The organism is Candidatus Nitrospira bockiana (assembly GCF_965152565.1).
This window is the reverse complement of sequence record NZ_OZ224215.1, coordinates 4,330,953-4,355,532: the sequence shown is the minus strand read 5'-3', so window position 1 is coordinate 4,355,532 and position 24,580 is coordinate 4,330,953. Positions and strand designations below refer to the sequence as shown.

Sequence of the window (24,580 nt, the reverse complement as noted above, 5' to 3'; positions counted from 1 at the left end):
CACTTCATCCGCCGGATCATCGACCGCGACTTCGTGCCCCGTGTCGTGGTGATGGGCGGGGTGCGGACGGTGCTCGCCATCTTCGCCTCCATCCTGATCTACTTCATCGTCTTCCACGAAGGGCCGTCAGCCGGGACGGCCGGCGGGCCGGCGGCGCTCTCGGGGCTCCTGATCGTGCTCTCGTTCTTCGCCGGCTTCTACCCCCGCCGGACCGTCAAGATGGTCTTCAGTTGGCTGGCCGGCCGGCTGTCGCAACTGTTCCCCGTCGTGGGCAAGTACGTGTACACGCCGCTGACCGTCGTGCAAGGGATCACGCTCGAGATTGAGGACCGGCTGAACGAGGAGGGGATCGACAGCCTGCAGGCGTTGGCGACCTGCGACCTGAAGAAGCTGGCGGCCTGCCTTCCCTATCCGTTCGACACGATCGCGGATTGGCGGGACCAGGCGCAACTGGCCGTCTACTTCACCGACGAAGCCGATTTCGCCGCGCTCTCCGGCCTCGGCATCCGGACCTATCGGGCCCTCCTCGCCTATCAAGCCCGGGTCCGGGCGGATCCTTCGATCTTGGACGGCGTCGAGGCGAAGCCCTGGTCCACGGAGCGGTTGAAACAGTTCGTGCTGTACGGCATCTTTCCGCCGGACGGTCCGGCGGTGCGATCGGCCGAGGCGGGGACGGGACCGACCCGGGCCGGCGGCGGTCGGGAGCCCCGGGCAAGCCGAGGCGCGGCCGGGCTCGCCGCGGGTCGAGGAGGTGGTGGGATGACGCGACTTTCATCGCCGATTGAAGCCATGCAGCCGCACTATGACGTGGTCGTCGTGGGATCGGGGTATGGCGGCGCCATTGCGGCCGCGCGGCTGGCCCGCGCCGGCCGCCGGGTCTGCGTGCTCGAGCGGGGCAAGGAGTTTCAGCCCGGGGAATACCCGGACACGCAAGGCGAGGCCTTGCGTGAGATGCAGGCCCAGACGCCGCATGGCCGGATCGGCCCGAGAACCGGGCTCTATGATTTCCACCTCGGCCACGATATCAACGTGTTCGTCGGATGCGGGCTCGGCGGCACCTCGCTGGTGAACGCGAACGTCTCGCTGCGCGCCGAGCCGAGGGTGTTCGAGGACCCGCGGTGGCCGGCGGCCTTGCGCGCCGACGTCGGGAGCCGGCTGGAGGAGGGCTACCGGCGGGCCGAGGCCATGCTCAAGCCCGTGCCGTACCCGGACACGTTCCCGCGCCTCCCGAAGCTGGCGGCGCTGGAGAAGTCGGCGGACGCCTTGAAGGCGCGGTGCACGCGGCCGCCCATTGCCGTCACCTTCGCCTCCGGGGTCAACCACGCGGGGGTCGAGCAGCACGCGTGCGTGCTGTGCGGCGACTGCGTATCGGGGTGCAACCATGGGGCGAAGAACACCGTCCTGATGAATTACCTCCCGGACGCCCGCCGGCACGGCGCCGAGCTGTTCACCTGCGTCTCGGTTCGGCGCCTCGGCCGCCAGGGGGGCCGCTGGCAGGTCCACTATCACCTCCTGCGATCGGGGCGCGAGCTGTTCGACGCCCCCACGCTCTGCGTCACCGCCGACGTGGTCGTCCTCGCCGCCGGCACGCTCGGCTCGACCGAGATTCTCCTGCGATCGCGAGCGCACGGCCTGGCCGTCTCGGATCAGCTCGGCCGTCGCGTCACCGGCAACGGCGATGTCCTGGGCTTCGGCTACAACACCAACGAGGTGATCAACGGCGTCGGGTTCGGGCACCGCCCGGCCGAGGGGCGCGAGCCGGTCGGTCCGTGCATCACGGGCCTCATCGATCTGCGTGAGCGGCCGCGGCTCGAGGACGGGATGGTCATCGAGGAAGGGGCGATCCCCGGTGCGCTCGGCGCCTTCTTGCCGGCGGTCTTGGCGGCCGCGGCCAAGCTCGCCGGCCGGGACGCCGGGGGCGGCTTCTTCGGCGAGGTCGACGCCAAGGCGCGCGAGCTGGAGAGCCTCTTCCGCGGTCCCTACCATGGCGCGGTCCGCCATTCGCAGACCTACCTCGTCATGAGCCACGACGACGCGGGCGGACGCCTGTCCTTGGACGAACACGACCGGCTGCGCTTGGACTGGCCGGGCGTGGGCAAGCAACCGAGCTTCGAGCGGGTGAACGAGCGGCTGGCGGAGGCGACGCGCCCGTTGGGTGGGACCTATGTGCCCAACCCCTCGTGGTCCGCGCTCGCCGCGCAGCCGTTGATCACGGTGCATCCCTTGGGCGGGTGCGTGATGGGCGACGACGCGACGCAAGGCGTCGTGAACCACAAGGGCCAGATCTTTCGCGGTCCGGCCGGCGACGCGGTGCACGAAGGGCTCTACGTCTGCGACGGCTCGATCATCCCGCGGCCGCTCGGGGTGAATCCCCTGCTCACGATCAGCGCGCTCGCCGAGCGCGCGATGTCGCTCCTGGCCGAGGACCGCGGATGGGTGCTCCGTGAAGAGGGACCTGCACACCCGCCGCCGGTGGCGGCGCCTTCGACCCTCGGCCTCCGGTTCACGGAGACGATGCGCGGGTTCGTCTCCCTGCGGGAGCACGACGACTATCGACGGGGAGCCGAACAAGGGCGCGCGGACGGGTCGCCCTGCGAGTTCACGGTCACGATCATCAGCCGGGATCTGGAGCGGTTGCTCGAAGGGCCCGCCCACGCGGCGGCGATGGTGGGCACCGTGACGGCGCCGGCGCTGGCCGCGGCGCCGATGACGATCACGGACGGCCGCTTCCACTTACTGCCGGAGGACCCCGAGCGCGTCGGGGCGCGCCGGATGACCTACCGGATGGTGCTCCTCGCCCCGGACGGCCGCCGCTTCTTCTTCGAGGGGTTCAAATCGGTGCAGAACGACGCCGGGCCGGACGTCTGGGCGGACACGACGACGCTCTATGTCACGGTCCGAGACGGGCCGGACGCGGCGGCGCCCATCCTCGCCAAGGGCGTGCTCGCGATCGATCCCGCCAACTTTGCCTGGCAGCTCACGACGATGGAAGTCACGAACGCTCCGGACCTCCGCGCGCGGCTCTCCGGGCTGGCCCGGTTCGGCCGCTTCTTCGCCGGGGCGCTGCTCGACACCTACGGCGGGATCGTTGCGCGGCCCGCCGTCTTCGACCCGGACGCGCCGCCGCGGAAACGCCGCCCGCTTCGCACCGGTCCACCCACCGTCCATCACGTCCGGACTGCGGACGGCACGTCTATCCGTGTGACGCGGTACCAAGGCGGCGGCAAAGGGCCGGTCATGCTGGCGCACGGCCTGGGGGTGTCGAGCCGCATCTTCTCGCTCGACACCGTGGAGACCAACCTCGTCGAGTACCTGGTCGCCCATGACTTCGACGTCTGGCTGTTGGACTCTCGCGCGAGCATTGAGCTGCCGGGGGCGCGCACCCGGTTCACCGCCGACGACATCGCCACGCAGGATTATCCCGCCGCGGTCGATCTCGTCCGTCGCCTCACCGGCGCGCCGAGCGTTCAAGTCGTCGCGCATTGTTTCGGCTCCACCACGTTCGTCATGGCCATGCTGGCCGGGCTCGGCGGCGTGCGGGCGGCGGTCTGCTCGCAGGTGGCCACGCACATCGTCGCCCCTCCGATCACGAACCTGAAAGTCGGGCTCCATCTCCCCGAGGTCTTGAGCGCGCTCGGGATCACGTCGTTGACCGCCTACGTGGACCGGCATGCCGACTGGAAGGACCGCCTGTTCGATCTGGGGCTCAAGGCCTATCCGGTCGCCTTCGAGGAGCAGTGCCGGAGCCCGGTCTGCCGGCGGATCACGTTCATGTACGCCCCCCTGTATCGGCACGGGCAGCTCAATGCCCTCACCCATGACACGCTGCACGAGCTGTTCGGGATCGCGAACATGCGGGCCTTCGAGCATCTCGCGCTCATGACCGCCCGCGGTCACATCGTCGCCGCCGACGGCCGCGAGGCCTATCTGCCGCACCTCGAGCGCCTCGCCATTCCCCTCGCTTTCATCCACGGGGAGCGCAACGAGTGTTTTCTGCCCGAGAGCACCGCGCTCACGGTCGAGCATCTCGCGCGGGTCAACGGGCCGGCGCTGTACCGGCGCCACGTGATCCCGGAGTACGGTCACATCGACTGCATCGTCGGCAAGGACGCGGACCGGGACGTCTATCCCCTGATCCTCGCGCACCTCAACGAGACGGCATGAGCCGCGCGGCACGCAGCTGATCGTGCACGACGCCGGAGGAGGACGGCCATGACGGACATCAAGCGGCAACCGATGGTGGGCTGGTATGACCCCCCGCAGCTCTTGCGGACGGCCGGTGAAGTGGTCGTGTCGACGGTCTTCGGGCGCCACAGCGATCCCCGGCGGATCGAGGCGCTGTTCGCCGATCGGGACGGCGCCCCGCTCGTCTATGACTACTCCGAATCCGACGACGTCTGGATTGATTATGTCGCGGACGTCGGCGACGGCTGGGATCCGACCTATGCCGTCGCCTACCATCTGGGACGGAACAAGCTGCCGGTCGTCGATCCCGACGGCGGGCGGCACGACACCCCGCGCGGCCGGATCCTGGTGTTCGGAGGCGACGAAGTCTACCCCACCGCGAATCTGCTCGAGTACAAACGCCGCACGTTCATCCCGTACGATTGCGCCTTCCCCTCCCAGGGCCGGCCCGACGTCTTCGCCGTCCCCGGCAACCACGATTGGTACGACAGCCTGGTGGCGTTCTCGCGGTACTTTCTCTCCCAGGAGGACCTCGGCGGGTTCCGCACGCCGCAATGGCGCAGCTATTTTGCGTTGAAGCTGCCCCACCGGTGGTGGCTGCTCGGGACCGACGTGCAACTCACCTCCTACATCGACGGCCCGCAGGTCGAGTATTTCAGCCGGGTGGCCGAGGCCATGCAGGACGGGGATTCGGTGATCGTCTGCCATGCCGAGCCCGCCTGGATTTTCGAGAAGGTCTATCACGACTACGACGCGGCGATCGACGATCGCAATCTCGATTACCTGGAGCAGGTCGTGTTGAAGGGGAAACGGGTCCGCGTGTTCGTCGCGGGCGACCTCCACCATTACCGGCGGCATCAGGCCGGCGACGGGACGCAGAAGGTGACGGCCGGCGGAGGGGGAGCGTTCCTCCATCCGACGCACGGGTGGGACGTCGAGACCATCCAGGAAGGGTTCAAGGACCGGCCGGGTCGCGTCTTCACCCATCAGCGCAGTTGGCCGGACCCCGCCACCTCGCGGCGGCTGTGCTGGCGGAATCTCCTGTTCCCGGTGAACAACGCGTCGTTTGGGCTCGTTCCGGCGATCCTGTATACGATGACCGCCTGGTCGGTCATGGCCGACATCGGGCGCCTGGGACTGTCCGAGATCCTGCCGGCCATCCACACAACGGTGGAGGAAACCCTGCAGAAACCGTTCGCCGTCTTTTGGGTGCTGTCGATCCTGATCGGGTTCTGGCTCTTCACCGACACCCACGCCCGGCTCTATCGGTGGGTCGCGGGCGGGGTGCATGGGTTGCTCCATGTCCTGGCCGTCTTTTTCATCGGATGGGCCGCCACCTATGTCACCGTCTCCGTGCTCGACCTGCCCTTCAAGTCGATCGGCCAGCTCCTGGCCGCCGGGGCGATGATCGGGGCCGGCGGGTGGGTGGTCGGCTCGCTGCTGCTCGGGCTCTATCTGCTGGCGTCCCTCAACGGCTTCGGCCGGCACATGAACGAAGCGTTCTCCTCGCTGCGCGTCACCGGGTGGAAGCATTTCCTGCGGCTGCACATCGATCGCCACGGCCGGCTGACGATCTTTCCGATCGGCATCGAGCGGGTCCCACGGCGATGGCGCGAGCACGCAGGAGGCGACGGCGCACGCTACGTGCCCGACGATCCGGCCGCGACCGATCCCGCGCTGATCGAGTCGCCGATCGTGCTGCCCGGTCCGGGCTCCTGACCGGATGGGCGTGCCGTCGCTCGTCGTCGTCTTCGTCCACGGCGTCTTGGGCTGGGGTGACGAGGACCTGCGCCCGGGGTTGCGCCGGGACTACTTCCATGGCGTGCGGGCCTTCTACCGGCGGCGATATGCGGAGCGGGTCCACCTCGACCTGTACGCGCCGGCCGTGCAGCCCGTGGATTCCATCCAGGGACGAGGACGCACCCTTGCCGGACAGCTCGAGGCGATCGCCGCGGGCCGCGAGGGACAAGGCGTCCACGTGATCGCGCACAGTATGGGCGGATTGGATGCACGGTGGGCCATCGCCATGGAAGGGCTCGCAGGCCGGGTGGCGTCGCTGACGACGATCGGCACGCCGCATCGCGGGTCCTCGATCGCCCGATTCGTCGCGCCGTGGCTCCCGGTCCTCCATCCCATGGGAAGGGGCTTGGAGCGGGTCTATCGGTGGCTCGGCACCCTCTGGCGCCGCCGCGCGGACGGTGAGCCGGTCGATCCCCTGGAGTTCGCCCATCGCCTGCTGCTCGGATTCCACGTTAGCCGGGACCAGGCCAGGCGCGGGATCCTCGCGCTGACCCCGGAGGCCATGGCGCGATTCAACGCCGAGCTGCTGGAGTGGGAGCGGGAGGCGCGGTGGACGCACGGGGTCGTCTACGTCTGCTACGGCGGGGACATGGCCCGGCCTCGGCCCGAGGATGCGGCGCAGTCCGCCCTGCTCGCGCCGACCCATGCCTTACTGAATTGCTGCGGGACTCCGGAGGAGCGGGTGTCGGGAAACGACGGGATGGTGTCGGTGTGGTCGGCGCACTATCCCTGGGAGGATGATGCCGCGTACGCGGGAACCGTGTCCCTCGCCCATTTCCTTCAAATCAATTGGCGGTTCCCGGATCGCCGCCCCACCCATGATCTGAACGCCGACCTCGCGGGTCTGTATGGCGGGATCATGGACCGACTTCTGCGGATCGAAGCCGCACGCCTGGGCAGGGATGACTAAGAACTATTTTGAGGACCGAAAACTCGGAACTTCAGGAGAATGGTGCTGGAGCAGAATGACTGCGCAGGATGTTCAAAAAGGCCATCCAGCGCGGCCGCAGCGAGTGAGGGACCGAGGCGTACCCTTTGCGGTACGTTGAGGTCCTGAGCGACGCGAGAACAAAGCTGGGGGCCTTTTTCAACATCCTACTACTGAAGCTTCTTCAATTCGTCTCGCAAGGCGGTAAGCGTGGTCGCTCTCGCCGGATCGCTCTCTTCGAGGAGCGCCTGGCGGACGTAGTTGGTGATGCGCTTGGTCCCGACGTGCGGGGGAAGCATGGGGTCGACGACCCGCCAGAGCCCGTTCACGGCTTTCACGTGGAAGTCGACCCGCTCGATCCTGGGCTCTGAAAGAAACGTGGCCTGCTCGAGATAGACCGAGCCCAGCACCTTGAACGTGACCGGAATGACGACGTCGACGTTGTCGATGACGTGCCACTCGTCGAGGTCGTCGGTGATCTCGTATCCGGAGATCACGACGATCTGCCCCCAGACCGGCTCTTCCTTCCAGGCGACGTACGGCCTTTGCGCCTCCCGGCTCAGCGAGTTCAATCGTGCGCCCTTGATGTCCAGGTCCAAATACTTCTGGAGCAGCTTCGTGGGGTCCTTGGTCAGCGCGCCGGTCTGAGCCGGTGCGATGGGGGCATGGAGGAGCAGGGTCGACGCGAGGAGGACGAGGCCCCAGATGCCCCCCCATATCGTTGTTGCGCTCCGCCTCATCCCACTTCGTGGAGTTTCATCAGATTCGTCCCCCCGCGTTGCCCCACGAGGGCCCCGGAGATGATCACGATCCGATCCCCCGTCTTGACGAGCCCTTCGGCTTTCAGGCGCAACTCGACCTCTCGGATCCGGTGGTCGGTGTCGGTGATCAGCGGCATGCGGTACGCCCGCACGCCCCAGTAGAGCGCCATGCGGTAGCGGACGTGCTCGAACGGGGTGAAGGCGATGATCGGCGCCGAGGGGCGCTGCTTGGACAGGAGGCGGATCGTCGCGCCGGACTGGCTGAAGGCCACCAGCGCGCTGGCCTTGGTCGCGGCCGCCGCGGAGGAGGCCGCCGCGCCGATCGCTTCGGCAAACGACACCGGCCCATGGTTGGGCTCCGCCCGGCGGATCAACCCCGGCTCCTTGCCGTCTTCGGCCGCGCGCACGATGCGATCCATGACTTGAATCGCCTCGACCGGGTAGCGCCCGACCGCCGTTTCCGCCGAGAGCATGACCGCATCCGTGCCGTCGAAGACGGCATTGGCCACATCCGACGCTTCGGCGCGGGTAGGCCGTGGGTTCTGGGTCATCGATTCGAGCATCTGGGTGGCGGTGATGACGAGCCGGCGCCGGCGATTCGCTTCGGTGATCATCCGTTTCTGGAGGACCGGCACCGCCTCCGGGCCCATCTCGACGCCGAGGTCGCCGCGCGCGATCATGATCCCGTCCGCCTGATCCAGCAACGCCTCGAGGTGCTCGACGGCCTCGGGCCGCTCGATCTTGGCGATGATCGGGATTTCGCCGCCCGCGTCCGAGACGAGCCGCCGGGCCTCGATGACGTCCTCGGGACCCCGCACGAACGAGAGGGCGAGGTAATCGACCCGGTGTTTGAGCCCGAACCGGAGATCCTCGCGATCCTTCTCAGTGAGCGTCGCGGCGCTGATCCGGGTGCCCGGGAGATTGATGCCCTTGTGGGAGCCGATGGTCCCTCCCGTGATGACCCGGCAGCAGACCGCGTGATCGACGATCCGGTCGGCTGTCAGCTCGATGAGCCCGTCGTCGATGAGGATGCGGGCGCCGGGTCGGACGTCTTCGGCCAGCGACGGGTAGGTGACGGGGATCACCATGCCGTCGCGCTCCGATGACGACGACGGCGATCCCTCACCGACGAGCCGGACGACTTGCCCGGGCAGGATGGCGAGCGACCCGGAGGGTAACGTGCCGACGCGAATGCGGGGCCCCTGGAGATCCTGGATGATCGCGACCGGCGCGCGCTGGCGTGCGGCCGCCTCGCGGACGGCCTGGATGGCTTGGGCGTGGGACTCGCGGGTACCGTGAGAGAAGTTCAGCCTCGCCGCGTCCATGCCGCTCTCGATCAGGCGATCCAAGATCTCCGGCGAGCGGCTGGCGGGGCCGATCGTGCAGACGATTTTCGCTTTTCGCATTCCGGCGCGACTCACAGAAGCGTGGCGCGCATTCTAACAGAGGGGCTGGGGAGTGGCAATGCACGCGGAGGACGGCCACGCTACACGCTCGAGCGGCGCGTGGCGCGGTGCGCTTGCCCTTCGAATGACTCCATGCTACGGTCGCGCCGCGTGATGGCGCGCGTGGTGTGGATCGCACGGCGAACCGGTAGTCGTGCTCGCTTGCTCGCCTGCCTTGTGGCGCTGGTCGCCGCCGTCGCGCCGGCGAGCGTCCTCTTTGCCGCCGCAGCTGCGGGGATCGGGGACGCGGGCGGGCGGCTCCCGGCAGCCGCCTTCCACGCGGCAGCGTCTTCGAGTCAGGCCGTCGATCAACGCGAAGCGGAGCCGGCGATCGAACGCGCCCCGCTCAAGGCGCGGCGCCTCCTCGAGGCGATCCAGCAACGGCACGGCGAGCCGCTCCCCGGCTACGTGGGCGGCCGGGTGTTTCACAATCGCGAGCGCAAGCTGCCACCCGGGCGGTATCGCGAGTACGACGTGAACCCACGGCTGCCGGGGCGCGACCGCGGCCCCGAGCGGCTGGTGATCGAACAGAAGACGGGGAAGGCGTACTACACCGGCGACCACTACCGCACGTTCGTCCCTCTCAATTGAGGTGGTCCATGACGATGCTCGAGCACTTGCGGTCCATCGAGCCTCCGTATGTCGAGCTCCTCGTGCTGGACCAGGGCCAGAGCCATGAGGCGCTCCTCCCGTCGCTCCCGGGCTATGCCGTGCGGACGTTCCACGGCAAGAAGTGCCGGACCAAATCGGGGTTGCTCGGCGAGTTTGCGCGCGTGCTCGAGTTCCCGTCCTATTTCGGCAAGAACTGGGATGCGCTCGAGGACTGCCTCACGGATCTCCAGTGGGTTCCCGCGGCCGGCTATGTGTTCATCGTGACCGATGCCGACCAGGTGCTGGCCGAGCATGAGGACGACTATCGCACGTTCCTCGCGATCCTGGAGGCGGCGGGGAAGATGTGGGCGACCGAACAGGACGTCCGGCCGGAAATTCCGTTCCACGTTCTCTTCGTCGTCGATCGACGGGGGAAGGCGAAGCGGGAACGCTGGGGGATACCGATCGTCAAGGCGTCGGTCCGACCAGCCGGCGCGCCGTCCCCCACGAAACCGGCGCAGTCCGGCCGTCCCGCTACCCGCCGCGCTCGACCGTCCAGGTCCTCATGATGAACGTCGCGCCGTGGATCTCGCCTTCGCACGTGATCGTCTTCCCGACGAGCCGATCCAGCTCGGGGTCGGAAAAAGGGTTGCCCCCTTCGCGACGCAGCTTGAGCTCCCCCTGATCGGTCACGAGCATGACCGCTTGGTGCTCGCTCTTCGTTCCCTCACCGAACGGCTTCTTCACGACCCGGCCGCGCGTGGTCATGCTCACCGACTGTGCAGGCGCCGAAGCCGTACGATCCGGCCCTGTTGCACCGTGGCGGCGACGGCGACCACTTCCCAGACGCGCTCCGATGTGTGCCGCCGCCGGCCGATCGCCACGTACACTTCACGCCCGCCGAACGTCTTCTTCGGGCGGTACGGGTTGGGCGCGGGATCGTGGACCGCAAAGGACACGAGCGTCGGACGGCTGATGTCCGATTCCCGCACGGCTTGCGCCAGGACCTCCGTCACCTGCCGCGGCGGGCGAAGGCCCGCCTTTCTCTTCACCGCACTGACGGTGCGGCCGAGCGCCAAGCCCGTCTTCATCAGCCGATCCCGGCGAAGCAGCCGGCCGAGCGGCAGCGGCTTGGGGCCGGGGAATGCTTGGGAGAAGGCTCTCGTCTTGCTCAGGGCGTGGTAAGCCGGCTGCACCGGATGGATCGCGGGATCCCCCAACAGCGTGAACTGCGCGAGCGTCTTCAGGTCGGTCGGCTCCAGTAGGTTGGCGGACTGCACGAACCGCTGGCGCGCTTCGAGCGCCGCGCGGCCGACTGAGGCGCCGTTCAAGACCTGCTGGAGAAAGAACTGGCAGAGCAGGTCGGCGGCGCCGTTCCCCTCGCTGGGCCCGTAGGCGATCGTGGAACTCCCGAAGTACGCATAGGCTTTGTTGGCCAGGTAGGTCTGAGCGATGCCCATTTGACCTTGGGCCCCGGCGGGGTTGTAGAGCTCGGCGCCGTAGCAGCACTCCGCCGCCACGATCGTGCCTTCCATGATCCGCTTGTCCAGATACGCGGCCGAATGAGCGTGCGGGTAGTTGGTGCGCAACTGCCCGTAGAAGAAGGCGTCGACCTCGGCCCCATGACAGTTGATGAAGTGCATGCGGCGGGCGAGCAGCGAGCCGGGCCATTCGTAGCCTTTGGGCGGCGAGAGCTGAAGCCCCTGAGAGGAGCCGAAGGTGTTCTCGAGGCTGAGCGCCGTGGACCGTTTCCACACGGCCGCGCTGAGCCCGAAATAGGGGAGATAGTCCTCGCGGGCGAGCGTCGTGTAATCGGCGGCGGTCTCGAGCAGGGCGACGAGATAGCCGGGGTCGCGCCCGCCCGTGATGTCCGGCACGCGCCCGACCACCCGCGTGGGACCGCGAAAGTCTTCCGGCCTCTTGCTGTAGGGGGCTTCACAGGCGTACGGCAGGTCGCTGTAGGCGTACCGGTCGGGGTCTCCCTCGGGCCCGGTGTAGGCCGGGTTGCGCACGTCCTGATGGGGAATCACGTCGACCGATCCCAAGATCACGAGGTAATCGGGGGCCAGCGCTCGATAGATCGTGTCGATCGCGGTCTTGTTCTGTTTGCAGTCGTGAAACGTGGTCACGCGGCGGCCCTGCACCCGCTTCATGGCGGCGGCGTCGTCGAGGGCCACCAACCGCGTGGTCAACCGCCGCCGCTTGTCGGCGGCGATCAGCGCCTTCACGGCCCGCTGGATGGCCTGGTACCCGGCGCCGTATTTCTGCTTGAGGCGCGAGACGTTCGTCACGATGACCTTGTCGACCCGTGCCATGATCCCTCCTCCAAGCGCGCGTACTCTACCCGCCCCTCTTGCAAAAGCAAAGAGACGCCGCCGCGTCCTGCCGGATGCCGAGACGCGACGGACCACGACAGCCGAGCGACCAGCAAGAGCTGCGCCGCGCCGAGTCGGAGGCCACGCACGGATTTTCAACAGCCTGGACCACGGGCCGGAGAGGAGGCGACGGGAGCTGTATCCGAAAGGATGCCGGCGTGTATCGAGAAGAATAATCCGCTGTCTTGACCGACCTCAAAACGCCATGCTACCGTGCGCCCCCTATGAAGATCAGGCGGTCTCAACAGCTCTTCGAGCTCGCGCAAACCTATATTCCCGGCGGCGTGAACAGTCCCGTCCGGGCCTTTCGATCGGTCGGCGGGCAACCGCTGTTCATCAAGCGCGCGAAAGGGGCGCGCATCTACGACGTCGACGGGAACGTGTTCATCGATTACGTGCTGTCGTGGGGGCCGATGATCCTCGGGCATGCGCCGCCGAAGGTGACCCGGGCCATCAAGCGCGCGGTTTCCTTGGGCACGAGCTATGGCGCGCCGACCGAGCTCGAGATTCGGCTCGCCCGGATGATCGCGGAGGCCGTGCCTTCAATGGAGCAGGTCCGGCTGGTCAGCTCCGGCACCGAAGCGGTCATGAGCGCCATACGGGTCGCGCGGGCGTATGCCAAGCGCGACGGGGTCCTAAAGTTCGAAGGCTGCTACCACGGTCACTCGGATTATCTCCTCGCCAAGGCCGGCTCAGGGGTCGCGACGCTGGGGCTTCCCGATTCGCCCGGCGTTCCGGCCGATTTCACCCGGCACACGCTGACCGCTCCCTACAATGATCTGCGGACGACCCAAGAGCTGATCGAGCGCCATGCCGAGAAGCTGGCCTGCGTGATCGTGGAGCCGGTCGCCGGCAACATGGGCGTCGTCCCGCCCTCGAATGAGTTCCTGCCCGCCCTTCGGGAGCTCACCCGTCGGCACGGCATCCTGCTGATTTTTGACGAAGTGATCACCGGCTTTCGCGTGCAGTACGGGGGCGCGCAGGCCCGCTACGGGGTCCGGCCGGATCTCACGTGTCTGGGGAAGATCATCGGCGGCGGCCTGCCGGTCGGGGCCTACGGCGGCGCGCGGGACATCATGCAGCTCGTGGCGCCGGCCGGACCGGTCTACCAGGCGGGGACCCTTTCCGGGAATCCGCTGGCCGTGACCGCGGGCATTGAAACGTTGACGCGGCTGAAGGCGCGGGGCGTGTACGAGAAGCTCGAAGAACGGGCGGCGGCGTTGGCCGAAGGATTGGGGGAGGCCGCGCGGAAGGCCGGGGTGCCGCTCACCCAAGCGCGCGTGGCGTCAATGCTGACGGGGTTTTTCACGAAAGGGCCGGTCGTCGACTATGCCTCAGCCAAGCAGTCGGACACCGGCGCCTATGCCAAATTCTTCCGCGGGATGTTGGAGAAGGGCAGTTACTTCGCCCCATCTCAGTTCGAGGCGGCGTTCGTGTCCACCGCCCATACCGACAAGGACATCGAGCAGACCATCCGAGCGGCGCGTACCGTCTTTCGCAGCCTTTAAGCTACCCGCCGGCGCGCGGCCCTTCCGTTCCGAGTCCCGAGCCTGCACTCCTCTAGAGAACCAGACTTGGCCCTGCCCTACGTATCTGCTCCGATACAGGGGCGCGGAATCAGATACATCTACTCGTCTTCGTCGTCGGCTTCCAGGGCTTCCTGCCGGCGTTGCTCCTCCATCGCATTGTGGAGCAGCATGCGGATGAACATCGAGTAGAGCGACCCTTTCTCCAAGGTTCCGCCGGGCGGAATCGCAATCCGGCCCTCGGCAATCATGCGGTCCAACCATTCCTTCTGATCCGGCGCGATCAGCACCGGAATCTCGACCAGCCCCACTCGACCAAACATATCCATGATGAGGGCCTCCTTTAATGACTCTGTGCCGGTCATTTCAGCACGCGAAAATTTCCTTTGTCAACGGCGCTGCCACGCATGACTCTTGCAGCGTCCGCTGACGCGGGCGGCGATCGGTCGCCTGGTTGAACGTCTCGTGATCACGAGGAGGTCGACGGCGATGCGGAGCGGGGTATGCGCGAAGAGCCTGGCGGGGATGATGTGGCTGTGCCTGATGACCACGCAGCTCGGGGTGCCGCCGGCGGCGGCGGGGAGTGAGTCGGGGCGGCAATGCAAGGACAAGCACGTGGGGGTGCAGAGACCGGCGGCCAAGGCGCCCGCTCCGGTCGCCATTCCACGCCTCAGAGGCCGGCGGCAGCATTCACTCCGGCCGCTGATCCGAGCCTACCGGCGCTCGCTGCATCAACGCCGGCTGGCCGTGGATCCCCCGGGCGGCGTCTTCGAGGGGACGCGGCCGCTCGATTCCTGGAAGATCTATCCGATCGATGGAGACACGTTCGCGTACGACGGGCGGCGGATCCGCATCCAGGGGGTGAACGCACCCGAGCTGGGACAAGCGGGAGGGTTCGAAGCAAAAACGCGGCTCGAGCACCTCCTCAAAGGCGGGGCCGTGACGATCGTCCCCCGCGGCACGGACGTCTATGGCCGCACGGTGGCAGACGTCTTCGTCGACCAGCAAAACGTAGCTGATGTCCTCATCCGCGAAGGGCTCGCCCGGCGCTGACGTTTTAACCCGTTAGGTCGGTTGAGTCGGTTGAGTCAGTGAGGGCCGTTCGGAGCCAACGGATAAACGAACCTCACCGTCCTAACGGACCTAACGGACCAAACCGAACAAGCGGTATCGTTACGTAGGACTGCACCGTACAGAGAATAGCTAGGTCTCCGACTAGGCGCCTCTAGTGTCGAACCGGTACTGTCTCAGAAAAGGGACTTAAGAGGAGCCCCGTGCCGTCCGTATCGCTTCAAGAAAGTCAGGGGAAGATCGGGCGGGATGAGACGGCATGGGACTTTGGGGCCGCCGACCCTGCCGCTCTTGGGATGGCACCGGTCTTTGCCGCCGCCGTCGCCGTGTTCCTCATCGATGTCGCGGTCGTCGGCAGTGAGGCCGGAGGAGTTCTCTATCTGGCGCCGGTCGCCTGGGTGGCGCTCTGGTCCCGCCGCAACGAATCCTCTTCAGTGATCGGTGTCGCGGTCCTGTCGTCGGCCTTGGCGGCCGTCGGCCTCTTCGCGTCGTTCTCGGGCCTCGGCTGGTGGCAGGTGGTCGACCGGGTCATCGTCGTGCTCGTCATCTGGGTGACGGCGCTCCTGTCTCTGATGCGGAAGCGGGTCGAAGAGGAGGTCAGGACGTTGGAGGGCCTGCTGCCGATCTGCTCGTTCTGTAAGAAAATCCGGGACGATGAAGGCTCGTGGAAGCCGATCGAAGTGTACGTCGCCGATCATTCCCGGGCCGCCTTCACCCATGGCCTCTGTCCGGACTGCTGCACCCGCCACTATCCCGACCTCTTTACCACGCAGGCGACCGGCACCGGAGCCTGATCAGCGTTTCTTCTTCTTGTCCGTCGGCCCCTCTGCGAACAGCAGCCACACGAGCACGACGAATCCCACGGCGACTGCGCTGATGGCCAACCAGGTTCCCAGCTTATCCATACGTCTCCATGTGTCTCCGCGCAGTCGTCAGCGAGGCAATCGGCGCCGGGCCGTCGATCTGCGGGCGGTGGGCCGCGGCGGATTCCCGGACGGCAGCTCGAGAATACACCGCGGCAAGCGGATGAGGCGACCTTCGCGATCGACCGCCACCAGCGTCGCCGATCCCTCGACCACCAGCCGGCGGCTCGCCCGTTCCCGGATCGAATGAGCAAACGTCATGCTGGCCTTGCTGCGCGCAGAGAGCCACGTATCGATCGTCAACGTGTCTCCGTAGCGCCCGGGCGATCGGTACGTGAGCGCCGCCTGCACCACCATGAACTGCGTTCCTTGAGCGAGCAGCGTGGTCACCGAGACGCCGTGGTCGTCGAGGTAGTGGGTGCGGGCGCGTTCGAAGTACTTCAAGTAGTTGGCGTAATAGACGACCCCGCCGCAGTCCGTGTCCTCGTAATAGATGCGGACGTTCACAGCGTCGGACCGGCTCCCGAGCGCCGTTCGGTCGACGTGGGTCCTGAACGTCGCGCCGTCATCGTCACAGCGCCAGCGTGGGGAACTTCGGAAGCGAGGCGTCCGGAATCTCCGTCACCCTGACGACCAGGTCGTACAACTGGTGAAAGCGCTCGGGCTTGATCGGCTCGAACCCATGGCCGAGGACGCCGCCGTGCGCCGCGTCGAGCAGCGGCTTCATCTTCGCCCACTGCGCGAGATAGGCCTGCCCGGCCGTGTCGCCGAGCCCCGCGAGCGCGCGGAATTGACTGATCAAGGGGAGCTTGTACTTGCCGTCGACGTCGTCGAGGTAGCAGGTCCGGCAGGTCTCCTGCAGCGCCTGAGGGAGCTGCTCCGGTCGGACGTCCCAGGTCTTGATCTTATGGTGTTTCCACAGCCGGTATTGCGCGAATGCTTCGAGCGCTCGCAGCAGCGCCACCATGGCGGGCTCCACGTCATGATGCAGGTCGGCGCGCCGCCGCGCGTGCGCGAGCAGGTCATAGGCGAGCTGCTCCTTCACGTCGTTCGGGTCCAGGACCAGGCGTTCGAGAAAGGTCGCGTTCTGCTTGATCGCGGGGAGCAGCCCTTTCAACCCGGGCGGGCCGCCCCACAACGACGCCATCTCGAGCGCCTTCAGCGCCGTTTTCAACTTGTCCCACGCCTGCCGGTACTGGAACCGCTCCCAAGCGCCGTAGCCCTCGGCCATGTCGGCAAACGCACGATACAGCGGTTTCTGCCCCCCGCTCACGCGCCATTCGATGAGCCGGAAGGCGGCGGCCGCCGCGCTGAACGCACCCCGGTTGAACAGCAGACATGCCTCGCGCCGGGCGGCGGTCGCGGCCTCGTCCCAAGGGTTCCCTTGCGTCCACACAAGGCTGCGCCCGTCCACGGTGACCGGATCCCCCTCGCCGCCGGTCTCGAGGAGGCTCACGATCCGGGAGCACAGCGGGAGCGACGCGAGCGCAATCGCCGCGGCCATCGCGGGCGTCGCGCCGGTGACGTCCACGACGAGCTCGCCGGGCTGAACTTCCCACGTCGCCAGCAGATCGGGCAGCACCCGGCCGAGCGCATGGTACGACGCCATGAAGCGGGACGCATCGGGCGTGACGACGCAATCCCAGCGGCGCGGCATCTGGACGATGTGCGGCTGGATCGCCGTCTCGATCACCCCCTTGGCCGTCTCGGGCATGAAGAAGCAGAGCAGCTCGGGCTTCAGGCGATTGATCGAATAGACGGCGGCCGGCGCGTGATCGGTCACCGCGATCAACAAGGCTTTGGCGCTCGCCTCGCTCATAGCGCCGGACTATAGCATCGCCCCGAGAGGCGATCAACGAGGCGCGCGCCAGCGAAGACGGTCAGCATTCTTCTTCGAATGCACAGGGATGCTCCTCGACTGAACATTGACGTCCATGCTCTTGCCTGGTCCGGTGAAAAACGCCTACTATTTTTCTCGGCTCATGCGGGCCGCAGCCTGCGGCCGCGTCAGTGAGCATTCCAGGCCGAGGAGGAGCAGATGAGGAGAGCAGGAAAGAGACGGACGATCACGGCGTTGTTGCTCGGTGCCCTTGCAGGGAGCTGCATCGGGGGGCTGGTCGGGGTCATTCTCGTTCATGAGAGCGTGCTGTCGGCCAATGACGGCGTTCGTTCGCCGACGGTGAGCAGCGCCGAAGAGTTCCGCTTGGTGGACGCCGACGGCAAAGTCCGGGGCATCTTCGGCCTGTCTAGCGACCGCCAACCGTACTTGGCCCTCATCGACGAGGGCGAGACGCGGCGCGTCTGGGTCGGGATTGCCCAGGAATCCGGAGTGGCCGTCCGGGACATCGACGGAAAAACCCGCCTCGTGCTCAGCGTCGATGCAGACGGACAGCCTTCGCTGGTGGTTAGAGATCGCCGGCAGCAATCCCGGATCTTCCAACCTTAGCGGTGCGTCATGAGCCGAACTTTCAGCAGCTCGGGCTGGCGTTCGGCGGGAGTCGGGCTTCTCGGGCTTCAGGCGGTTTGGGCTCGGAGAACATGAAGGCGTGGTGTGACCAGTCGGCGCCGTCCTGTGTAGGGATCCGTCTCACGGGCGGACCCGTGCGCCCTACGTGGGTCGCGGATGAGGCCTGCAGATGGAACCGGAGAGCATGGTGTCTGCTGAAAGAGGGAGGATGATGGCAGAACCACACAGGGAGGACGGTATGACGATGTTACGACTGCGACTGAGCGTCATCGCCGGGATGGTCCTGGCTGCGGGCCTGACGGCGGGATGTGCGGACACGCGTTACGACCGTGAAACGGCGTACCGAGATCGGGACGCCACGACGACGACGGAGGAGACCCGCGACAAGCCGATCTTCGGCACCTCGTCGGACTCCGGAACCTTCGACTACAAGTAGTCCCGGCGAACAGTCCTAGCGGGCAGAGGAGCGAAAGAGGTCGCCCAGGCGGCCTCTTTCGGCTCATCTCGGGCGATGCCTTGGCGCCTGCCACCGATCCCTTTTCCTCATCCCCGCCTGGCACATCATTCCGGGCAGTCACCCGAGTTACCGCACCTGCTGTACCCACCGCGCCCGGTCCCTACCAGAGTTCCGTGCTCCTCGCGTAGAACACCAGGGCCAGTCCGGAGAGCGCGAGCCAGATCCAGTCTTGCCGGGACCACGCCACGACGATGTGCCTTCTGAACAGAAACCGCGGGAGGACGAGCGCGACCAGGAGGCCCACGATGGCAAGGAGGGAGACCCGGAAGAATTGGGCCAGCACGACGGATAGAGCCACGGCGATGAAGACCGTGCGGCCGAGATGTCGAATAGGAGTGAAGCGCCGAGGCCGCTTGCCCTGTTCCGAGAGGTCATCAGGTTCCTGGTCGGTCTCGAGCATCGTGCACGGTCTTCAGCACGGAACGGGTCGGGTCTAGAGCTCGCGGGGAGGAGGGTGTATAGGGCCGAGTTGATGGGTCATTGTACGGGGTCAATGCAGACGCGACAAGTGCACGAGAGCCGGACAGTCAGGCTGGCCGAGGCCGACGGCCTCGACGACTGGACCGTCACCGACTCGGCTCGCGCGGGACGTCCGTTGCAATCTGCTCGATCGCCTCCTCGATCCGGATCGCGAGCTGCGTCATGAACCGAACTTTCAGCAGCTCGGGCAGGCGTTCGGGCGGGAGTCGGGCTTCCAGCCAGGCGAGGTCCGCTTTCATCGTCGCCATGAGTTGGCTGAGTTGGTCCTGCACCTCCTGGGTCGCACGGCCGCGCTCCCGTTCGAGAACGTCCTCTTCAGGGCACAGCTCCGATTGGTGGCCTGGAAGGCCAGCGTCTGCGGGTGCGGGGACAGGGCTGACTCGACCCTTGCCACTCACGTTCGCCGGCGCTGCATGCCCGTTGGCCGGCGCGGAGGTCGAGACCGTCTGCGGGGGCAACGCAGCTCCGCGGGGCTCGGCGCCCAGCAGGTCGCGGGCCGTCACCTTCTGAAAGGAGAGGCAAAGTCCGGACGGAAAGGGGACCGCCGTGACCGTGAACCAGGCGGTGCTGGTGGGCAGCATCAGGTCCACGCGGGCGACGGTCTGGGTGTCGAGCGCCCGGCGGCACGCCTCCTCGAGCGGCGATCCGAGCCAGTCCGGGCACTGCTCCCAGAGCCGGTGATCGAGCAACTGCTCGGCGGACCGGCCGGGGAACAGGTGCGCGCAGGCGGCCCTGTTGACCACGGCAATCCGCCAGTCCTCGTCGAGCCCGACCATTGGATCGGGCAGGTGATCGATGAGCGCACGGAGCTGCGCCTCTCTCTCCTTCGCCTCCGCCAGCGCCTCGCGCCGCCGGGCCAGGAGCTGCTCGTGGGATTCGAGCAGGAGCCGCGCATGCGCGATCGCCTTCTTCGCGCGCCGCGCATTTCGCCGGGCCCGCACGCCGTCACGCGTGACCTCCCGGGTCACCCCGCGCAGCTCCAGGACGTGCTGGACCGTGGCCAGCAGGGCGTTGTGCTCGATCGGCTTCTGGAGGAAGTGATGCACGCCGTTGATTGCGCCCCAGATCATCAGATCCGAGGGCCATTGTCGCCCCATGATGATCAGCGGAACGCCCGGCCGGGCTTTGAGGAGGTCGGACAGCAGCGTGATCCCGTGCGCATCGGGGAGGTGAGCCTCGGAAAGGAGGAGATCGTACTCGGCGAGCGCCAGCAGGCGCAGTGCGCCGTGCAACGAGGTCGCGGTATCCACCGTGATCGACGGAAGGCGGCGCCTGAGAGTATCCGAGAGCGCGGTGAGGACGTGCGCGTCGGCGTCGAGGATGAGGAGGCGTGCGCGATGGGGTCGCACCGTAGCTCGAGCCAAGGGTGACGAGGCGTAGGGTAGCATGATTCGTGCTGGCGAGGCTAGGAAGACCTCTGTAGGGACCGATGCCACCCGGCGGCTTCCTTGACAGGGGGTGTCCCCCCCTTTACGCTTGTCCCAGCGAGGCGTCCATGACGTGGTGGTATTGGGTCTTCATCGGGCTGGCCCTCCTGACGATCGAGATCGTCACCCCCGGCGGCTTCTACGTCTTCTTCTTCGGCCTCGCCGCGCTGGCGGTCGGCGCGCTGGCCGGGCTCTCGCTGGTGACGGCCGATTGGCTGCAGTGGCTGCTGTTCTCGGTGCTGTCGATCGCGTCGCTGCTGCTGTTCCGCGCGCCGCTCCAGCGTTGGCTGAAGGCCCAAGAGCCGGCGGGCGAAGAGATCGACACGATGGTAGGGGAGATGGCCGTCCTGCTCGACGACGTGGCGCCGGACGGCGTCGGCAAGGCGGAGCTGCGCGGATCCGCATGGACCGCGCGCAATGCCGGACCGACCGGGCTCAAGAAAGGGCAGCGTGCCCGGGTGGAGCGAGTGCAAGGCCTCACCCTCTGGGTGACGGCTGACTAGGATGATGTGACGATGGAGGAGACGGCCATGTCAGGAGGCTTGTTCGTCATGCTCGTGCTGGCGGCGGTCGTGTTGATCGTCATTGCGAAGACCGCCCGGGTGGTGCCCCAGCAAAGCGCCTTCGTCGTCGAGCGCCTCGGCAAGTACCATACGACGCTCAACGCCGGCTTTCACATTCTGTTTCCGTTCCTCGACGTCGTCCGGTACAAACACTCGCTTAAGGAAACGGCGATCGACATCCCCGAGCAGATCTGCATCACCAGGGACAACGTCCAGGTGGCCGTGGACGGCGTCCTCTACCTGAAGGTGCTCGACCCGCACAAGGCGTCCTACGGCATCTCGGATTATCAGTTCGCGATCTCCCAGTTGGCCCAGACGACGCTGCGGAGCGAGATCGGCAAGATCGACCTGGACCGGACGTTCGAGGAGCGGACGAACATCAACGTGCAGGTCGTCAATGAGCTGGACAAGGCGTCGGAGCCGTGGGGCATCAAGGTCCTCCGTTACGAGATCAAGAACATCACGCCGCCCAAGGACGTCTTGGCCGCGATGGAAAAGCAGATGCGCGCCGAGCGCGAAAAGCGGGCGGTGATCCTAACCTCCGAAGGGGAACGCGACGCGGCCATCAACCAGGCCGAAGGCCAGAAACAGCAGGTCATCAAGGCGTCGGAGGCCAAGAAGCAGCAGCAGATCAACGAGGCCGAAGGCGCGGCCTCGGCCATCCTGGCGATCGCCACCGCGACGGCCGAGGGGCTGCGGCGGGTCGCCGAGGCGATCCAAGTGAACGGCGGGTACGAGGCCGTGCAGCTCCGGGTCGCCGAGCAGTACATCGGGAAGTTCGGGGAGCTGGCGAAAGCGAGCAACACGCTCGTGCTGCCCGCCACGCTCTCGGACGTCGGCTCGATGATCGCGCTCGCGATGAACGTGATCGGCCGGCGCCCCGACGGCCCGCGTCCGAGCAAGTGAGCGAGCGTCGTCTTCGGCCGACACCGATCCTCCCCTCTGTTTGACAGCGTCCGGCGCCTGCCCTACAATCCCGCTTCGTGAAAGACCTCGTCGTGCAAGCGTTCGAGAACAGCGCCGACGTGAAGCGGCGCTTCGTGCACGAGCATGCGGACCGCATCGTCGACGTGGCGCAACTCATGATCCGAGCCTTTCGCGAAGGGCACAAGGTGCTGCTCTTCGGGAACGGCGGGAGCGCGACGGACGCCTCGCACATCGCCGCCGAGTTCGTCGGCCGATACCGGCGCGACCGCATGGCGCTCCCCGCGATCGCCCTCGGGACCGACCTCGCGGCGATCACCTGCATCGCGAACGACTACGACTACACCGAGATCTTCGCGCGCCAGATCCGCGCGCATGGCCGCAAGGGCGACATCGCCGTGGCGATCAGCACGAGCGGGAACTCCCCGAACGTCCTCAAGGCGGTCGACGCCGCACGGGAGCTGGGCCTCACGACGATCGCCTGGACGGGCCATACCGGCGGGAAGCTCGCGCCGATGGTCGATTATCCGTTCGTCGTCCCGTCGAGCGTGACCGCGCGGATCCAGGAAAGTCACATCACGCTGGGGCATGTGCTCTGCGAGCTGATCGAGGAAGGCTTGTTTGCGAAATCGTAGTACGGATGCTGAAAAAGGCCGCCAGCTTTGTTCTCGCATCGCTCAGGACCTCAACGTACCACACGACGGGAAGAGAGCTGTCTTGGCAGCTCGGGGTGGGCGGGTGAAAAGGAAACGCCTGGGCCAAGACACGGCCGGCTCACCATCTCGCCGGCGCGCACAAACGTGGCGTCACTTATTCGTGACGCCGTGCGCCTCGCTGCGGCCTCGGCCGGGAAGGGGCGCATCTTAGCGCGCCTGGAGCGGGCGGGTGTGACTGACGGCCTTTTTGAGCATCCTGGAAATCTCGCCGCCACCGCTGCAGATGAGGTCAAGACGGCTTTGTGAGCAAGCAACGAGTTTCCCCGCAGCCTGGTAAGTCAGGCAGGCCGACCGTCCTGCCGATCGACGTCTCCAAGCTCAAGACCTATCCGCTCAGCCGCCGCCACAGCAAGGTGACGCTCTCGGATTTCGCCTCGCCGTGGCGCAAGGGCGGGCGGCTGCGGCACTTCCTCGACACGCTCCCGGACATCCTCGCGGTGAAGACGCTGCGCGCGGTCGCCAAAGCCGTGGTCGCGGCCCGCCGGCGTGGCCGGCCCGTGGTCGTCGGCATCGGCGCGCACGTCACGAAGGTCGGCCTCAACCCCATCCTCGTCGATCTCATCGAGCGCGACGTCGTCACCGCGGTCGCGATGAACGGGGCCGTGATCATCCATGACTTCGAGCTCGCGATGATGGGCCATACCTCCGAAGAAGTGGACGCGGAGATCGACTCGGGCCGGTTCGGGATGGCCGAGGAGACCGGCCGGCTCCTGAACGAGGCCATCGCGCTCGGGCTCAAGGAGGGGCAGGGGATCGGCGAGGCGGTCGGGCGGTACATCAACACGCACAAGAAACTGTTCCCGCACCGGCGCACGAGCCTGCTGGCCACCGGGGCCCGCCTGAACGTCCCGGTGACGGTCCATGTCGCCGTCGGGACCGACATCATCCATATGCATCCGGCGGCGGACGGGGCCGCCATCGGCGCGGGCTCCCTCTTGGATTTCCGGAAGCTCGCGGCGGTGGTGGCCGAGATGGAGGGCGGCGTCTACCTCAATATCGGCTCGGCGGTGATCCTCCCCGAGGTCTTCTTGAAGACCGTCACGCTCGGCCGGAACCTCGGCCACGCCTTGAGCTCGATCACGACCGTCAACATGGATTTCCTATCCCACTATCGCCCGCTGACCAACGTGGTGCGGCGGCCGACCCAGAAGGGCGGCCGGGGCTACTCGCTGACCGGCCACCACGAGATCATGGTGCCGTTGCTCGCGGCGGCGATCATCGAGGACCTGGCCCGGTGATCGCGCGTCCGGCCCTCGCCGCCCCGCCGCTGGCCGTCGAACGGCTGCAGCAGATTTGGCAGGACTTGAACGCCCGTTATTGCGGGGGCAGGCTCCCGGCGATCCCGATCCTCTGGAGCGCGCGGCTCACGGCCTCCGCCGGCATGTTCGCCAGCCGCGTCGGCCCCCGGGCGAGCGAGCTCCTCGTCGCGCGGTTGACCGGCCCGCGGCGCGTCATTCGGCTCTCGCTCCCATTGCTGTCCGGCCAGCCGGAAGCCGAGATCGTCGGCACGCTCGCCCATGAAATGATCCACCAGTGGCAGTACGACGTCCTCAAGCGCCGGCCCGACCACGGTCCCGATTTCTGTCGCCTCATGACGGTGATGAACCGGGACGGGCTCGGCATCACGATCCGGCACAACCTCGACGATGCGATCATCGCGCTGAGCCGCTATACCTGGCGCTGCCAGGAGTGCGGGCGCGATTACCACCGCCAGCGCCGGAGCATTCGCCCGCGCCAACACCGGTGCGGGGTCTGCAGCGGGCGGCTGCGGGAGGTGGTCCGGCCGGCCGCGGTCGAGGACGTGGCGGTGCTCGTCCCGCTGCCCAGTCACATCCCGCCGATCCAAATCGCGCTGCCGTTCATGCAAGCGGGACCAGCGGCGGCTGCCAGCCTCGCTCCAGGAGAGGCGTAGCGCTTCCTCTTCACTTTCACTATCATCTC

The 24,580-nt window shown here is 67.0% G+C and carries 24 protein-coding genes; 15 read left to right on the top strand and 9 right to left on the bottom strand.

Features of this window, described 5'->3' with window-relative positions:
* The first annotated feature begins 759 nt into the window (after positions 1–759).
* The 3 genes from ACWHYV_RS21340 to ACWHYV_RS21330 are packed head-to-tail and all read left to right on the top strand — an operon-like array spanning position 760 to position 6,895.
* On the top strand, positions 760–4,164 hold the full coding sequence (locus ACWHYV_RS21340; RefSeq protein WP_447980762.1) for a GMC oxidoreductase: 3,405 nt from the start codon (positions 760–762) through the stop codon (positions 4,162–4,164).
* Between the two features lie 48 nt (positions 4,165–4,212).
* Positions 4,213–5,904, top strand: a complete 1,692-nt coding sequence (locus ACWHYV_RS21335; protein WP_447978508.1) for a hypothetical protein — start codon at positions 4,213–4,215, stop codon at positions 5,902–5,904.
* Between the two features lie 10 nt (positions 5,905–5,914).
* Positions 5,915–6,895, top strand: a complete 981-nt coding sequence (locus ACWHYV_RS21330) for an esterase/lipase family protein (RefSeq protein WP_447978507.1) — start codon at positions 5,915–5,917, stop codon at positions 6,893–6,895.
* Between the two features lie 188 nt (positions 6,896–7,083).
* Here the strand turns inward: ACWHYV_RS21330 and ACWHYV_RS21325 are convergent, their stop codons facing one another.
* Together ACWHYV_RS21325 and pyk are read right to left on the bottom strand one after the other, a co-directional pair.
* The gene (locus tag ACWHYV_RS21325; protein ID WP_447978506.1) at positions 7,084–7,653 is read right to left on the bottom strand and encodes a hypothetical protein; all 570 of its coding nucleotides are present in this window, start codon (positions 7,651–7,653) and stop codon (positions 7,084–7,086) included.
* Positions 7,650–9,080 (bottom strand): pyruvate kinase, encoded by a 1,431-nt coding sequence (gene pyk / locus ACWHYV_RS21320; protein ID WP_447978505.1) that lies wholly within the window; start codon positions 9,078–9,080, stop codon positions 7,650–7,652. The genes ACWHYV_RS21325 and pyk overlap by 4 nt, the downstream gene beginning before the upstream one ends.
* 132 nt (positions 9,081–9,212) lie before the next feature.
* Here pyk and ACWHYV_RS21315 point away from each other — a divergent pair, with 132 nt between their 5' ends.
* The gene (locus ACWHYV_RS21315) at positions 9,213–9,710 is read left to right on the top strand and encodes a ribonuclease domain-containing protein (RefSeq protein ID WP_447978504.1); all 498 of its coding nucleotides are present in this window, start codon (positions 9,213–9,215) and stop codon (positions 9,708–9,710) included.
* A gap of 8 nt (positions 9,711–9,718) precedes the next feature.
* Positions 9,719–10,279: a barstar family protein gene (locus ACWHYV_RS21310; RefSeq protein ID WP_447978503.1), complete on the top strand. Its 561-nt coding sequence runs from the start codon at positions 9,719–9,721 to the stop codon at positions 10,277–10,279.
* Here the strand turns inward: ACWHYV_RS21310 and ACWHYV_RS21305 are convergent.
* Both ACWHYV_RS21305 and ACWHYV_RS21300 read right to left on the bottom strand, forming a co-directional pair.
* A complete protein-coding gene (locus tag ACWHYV_RS21305) occupies positions 10,245–10,478 on the bottom strand; it encodes a hypothetical protein (RefSeq protein ID WP_447978502.1) in 234 nt (77 codons plus the stop codon). The genes ACWHYV_RS21310 and ACWHYV_RS21305 overlap by 35 nt on opposite strands.
* A gap of 2 nt (positions 10,479–10,480) precedes the next feature.
* Entirely contained in the window at positions 10,481–12,025 is a 1,545-nt protein-coding gene (locus tag ACWHYV_RS21300; protein WP_447978501.1) for a hypothetical protein, read from the bottom strand.
* 284 nt (positions 12,026–12,309) lie between these two features.
* On the opposite strand from ACWHYV_RS21300, the gene hemL reads away from it, so the two are divergent.
* On the top strand, positions 12,310–13,593 hold the full coding sequence (gene hemL / locus ACWHYV_RS21295) for a glutamate-1-semialdehyde 2,1-aminomutase (protein WP_447978500.1): 1,284 nt from the start codon (positions 12,310–12,312) through the stop codon (positions 13,591–13,593).
* 119 nt (positions 13,594–13,712) lie between these two features.
* On the opposite strand, the gene ACWHYV_RS21290 is transcribed toward hemL, so the two are convergent.
* Positions 13,713–13,940: a hypothetical protein gene (locus ACWHYV_RS21290; RefSeq protein ID WP_447978499.1), complete on the bottom strand. Its 228-nt coding sequence runs from the start codon at positions 13,938–13,940 to the stop codon at positions 13,713–13,715.
* Between the two features lie 160 nt (positions 13,941–14,100).
* Between ACWHYV_RS21290 and ACWHYV_RS21285 the strand changes: the two genes are divergently transcribed.
* Together ACWHYV_RS21285 and ACWHYV_RS21280 are read left to right on the top strand one after the other, a co-directional pair.
* Positions 14,101–14,664, top strand: coding sequence for a thermonuclease family protein (locus ACWHYV_RS21285; RefSeq protein WP_447978498.1), 564 nt, complete (start codon positions 14,101–14,103; stop codon positions 14,662–14,664).
* A gap of 221 nt (positions 14,665–14,885) precedes the next feature.
* On the top strand, positions 14,886–15,476 hold the full coding sequence (locus ACWHYV_RS21280) for a hypothetical protein (protein ID WP_447978497.1): 591 nt from the start codon (positions 14,886–14,888) through the stop codon (positions 15,474–15,476).
* Positions 15,477–15,614: 138 nt separating this feature from the next.
* On the opposite strand, the gene ACWHYV_RS21275 is transcribed toward ACWHYV_RS21280, so the two are convergent.
* Together ACWHYV_RS21275 and ACWHYV_RS21270 are read right to left on the bottom strand one after the other, a co-directional pair.
* Positions 15,615–16,052, bottom strand: a complete 438-nt coding sequence (locus ACWHYV_RS21275; protein ID WP_447978496.1) for an acyl-CoA thioesterase — start codon at positions 16,050–16,052, stop codon at positions 15,615–15,617.
* Positions 16,053–16,116: 64 nt separating this feature from the next.
* Entirely contained in the window at positions 16,117–17,364 is a 1,248-nt protein-coding gene (locus ACWHYV_RS21270; RefSeq protein ID WP_447978495.1) for a TIGR02710 family CRISPR-associated CARF protein, read from the bottom strand.
* A 219-nt stretch (positions 17,365–17,583) separates the two neighbouring features.
* On the opposite strand from ACWHYV_RS21270, the gene ACWHYV_RS21265 reads away from it, so the two are divergent.
* Together ACWHYV_RS21265 and ACWHYV_RS21260 are read left to right on the top strand one after the other, a co-directional pair.
* The gene (locus ACWHYV_RS21265) at positions 17,584–17,991 is read left to right on the top strand and encodes a hypothetical protein (protein ID WP_447978494.1); all 408 of its coding nucleotides are present in this window, start codon (positions 17,584–17,586) and stop codon (positions 17,989–17,991) included.
* Between the two features lie 259 nt (positions 17,992–18,250).
* A complete protein-coding gene (locus tag ACWHYV_RS21260; RefSeq protein WP_447978493.1) occupies positions 18,251–18,448 on the top strand; it encodes a hypothetical protein in 198 nt (65 codons plus the stop codon).
* Positions 18,449–18,629: 181 nt separating this feature from the next.
* On the opposite strand, the gene ACWHYV_RS21255 is transcribed toward ACWHYV_RS21260, so the two are convergent.
* A complete protein-coding gene (locus tag ACWHYV_RS21255; RefSeq protein WP_447978492.1) occupies positions 18,630–18,929 on the bottom strand; it encodes a hypothetical protein in 300 nt (99 codons plus the stop codon).
* Positions 18,930–19,095: 166 nt separating this feature from the next.
* Positions 19,096–20,358, bottom strand: coding sequence for a response regulator (locus ACWHYV_RS21250; RefSeq protein WP_447978491.1), 1,263 nt, complete (start codon positions 20,356–20,358; stop codon positions 19,096–19,098).
* A 146-nt stretch (positions 20,359–20,504) separates the two neighbouring features.
* On the opposite strand from ACWHYV_RS21250, the gene ACWHYV_RS21245 reads away from it, so the two are divergent.
* The 5 genes from ACWHYV_RS21245 (at position 20,505) to ACWHYV_RS21225 (ending at position 24,551) form a co-directional block, all read left to right on the top strand.
* Complete coding sequence (locus tag ACWHYV_RS21245) at positions 20,505–20,939, top strand: NfeD family protein (RefSeq protein ID WP_447978490.1); 435 nt, start codon at positions 20,505–20,507, stop codon at positions 20,937–20,939.
* Between the two features lie 27 nt (positions 20,940–20,966).
* Entirely contained in the window at positions 20,967–21,905 is a 939-nt protein-coding gene (locus tag ACWHYV_RS21240; protein WP_447978489.1) for an SPFH domain-containing protein, read from the top strand.
* A gap of 77 nt (positions 21,906–21,982) precedes the next feature.
* Complete coding sequence (locus ACWHYV_RS21235) at positions 21,983–22,558, top strand: D-sedoheptulose-7-phosphate isomerase (RefSeq protein ID WP_447978488.1); 576 nt, start codon at positions 21,983–21,985, stop codon at positions 22,556–22,558.
* A gap of 323 nt (positions 22,559–22,881) precedes the next feature.
* Positions 22,882–23,877 (top strand): hypothetical protein, encoded by a 996-nt coding sequence (locus ACWHYV_RS21230; RefSeq protein WP_447978487.1) that lies wholly within the window; start codon positions 22,882–22,884, stop codon positions 23,875–23,877.
* Positions 23,874–24,551 (top strand): SprT-like domain-containing protein, encoded by a 678-nt coding sequence (locus ACWHYV_RS21225; protein WP_447978486.1) that lies wholly within the window; start codon positions 23,874–23,876, stop codon positions 24,549–24,551. Before ACWHYV_RS21230 ends, ACWHYV_RS21225 begins: the two co-directional genes overlap by 4 nt.
* Positions 24,552–24,580 lie beyond the last annotated feature (29 nt).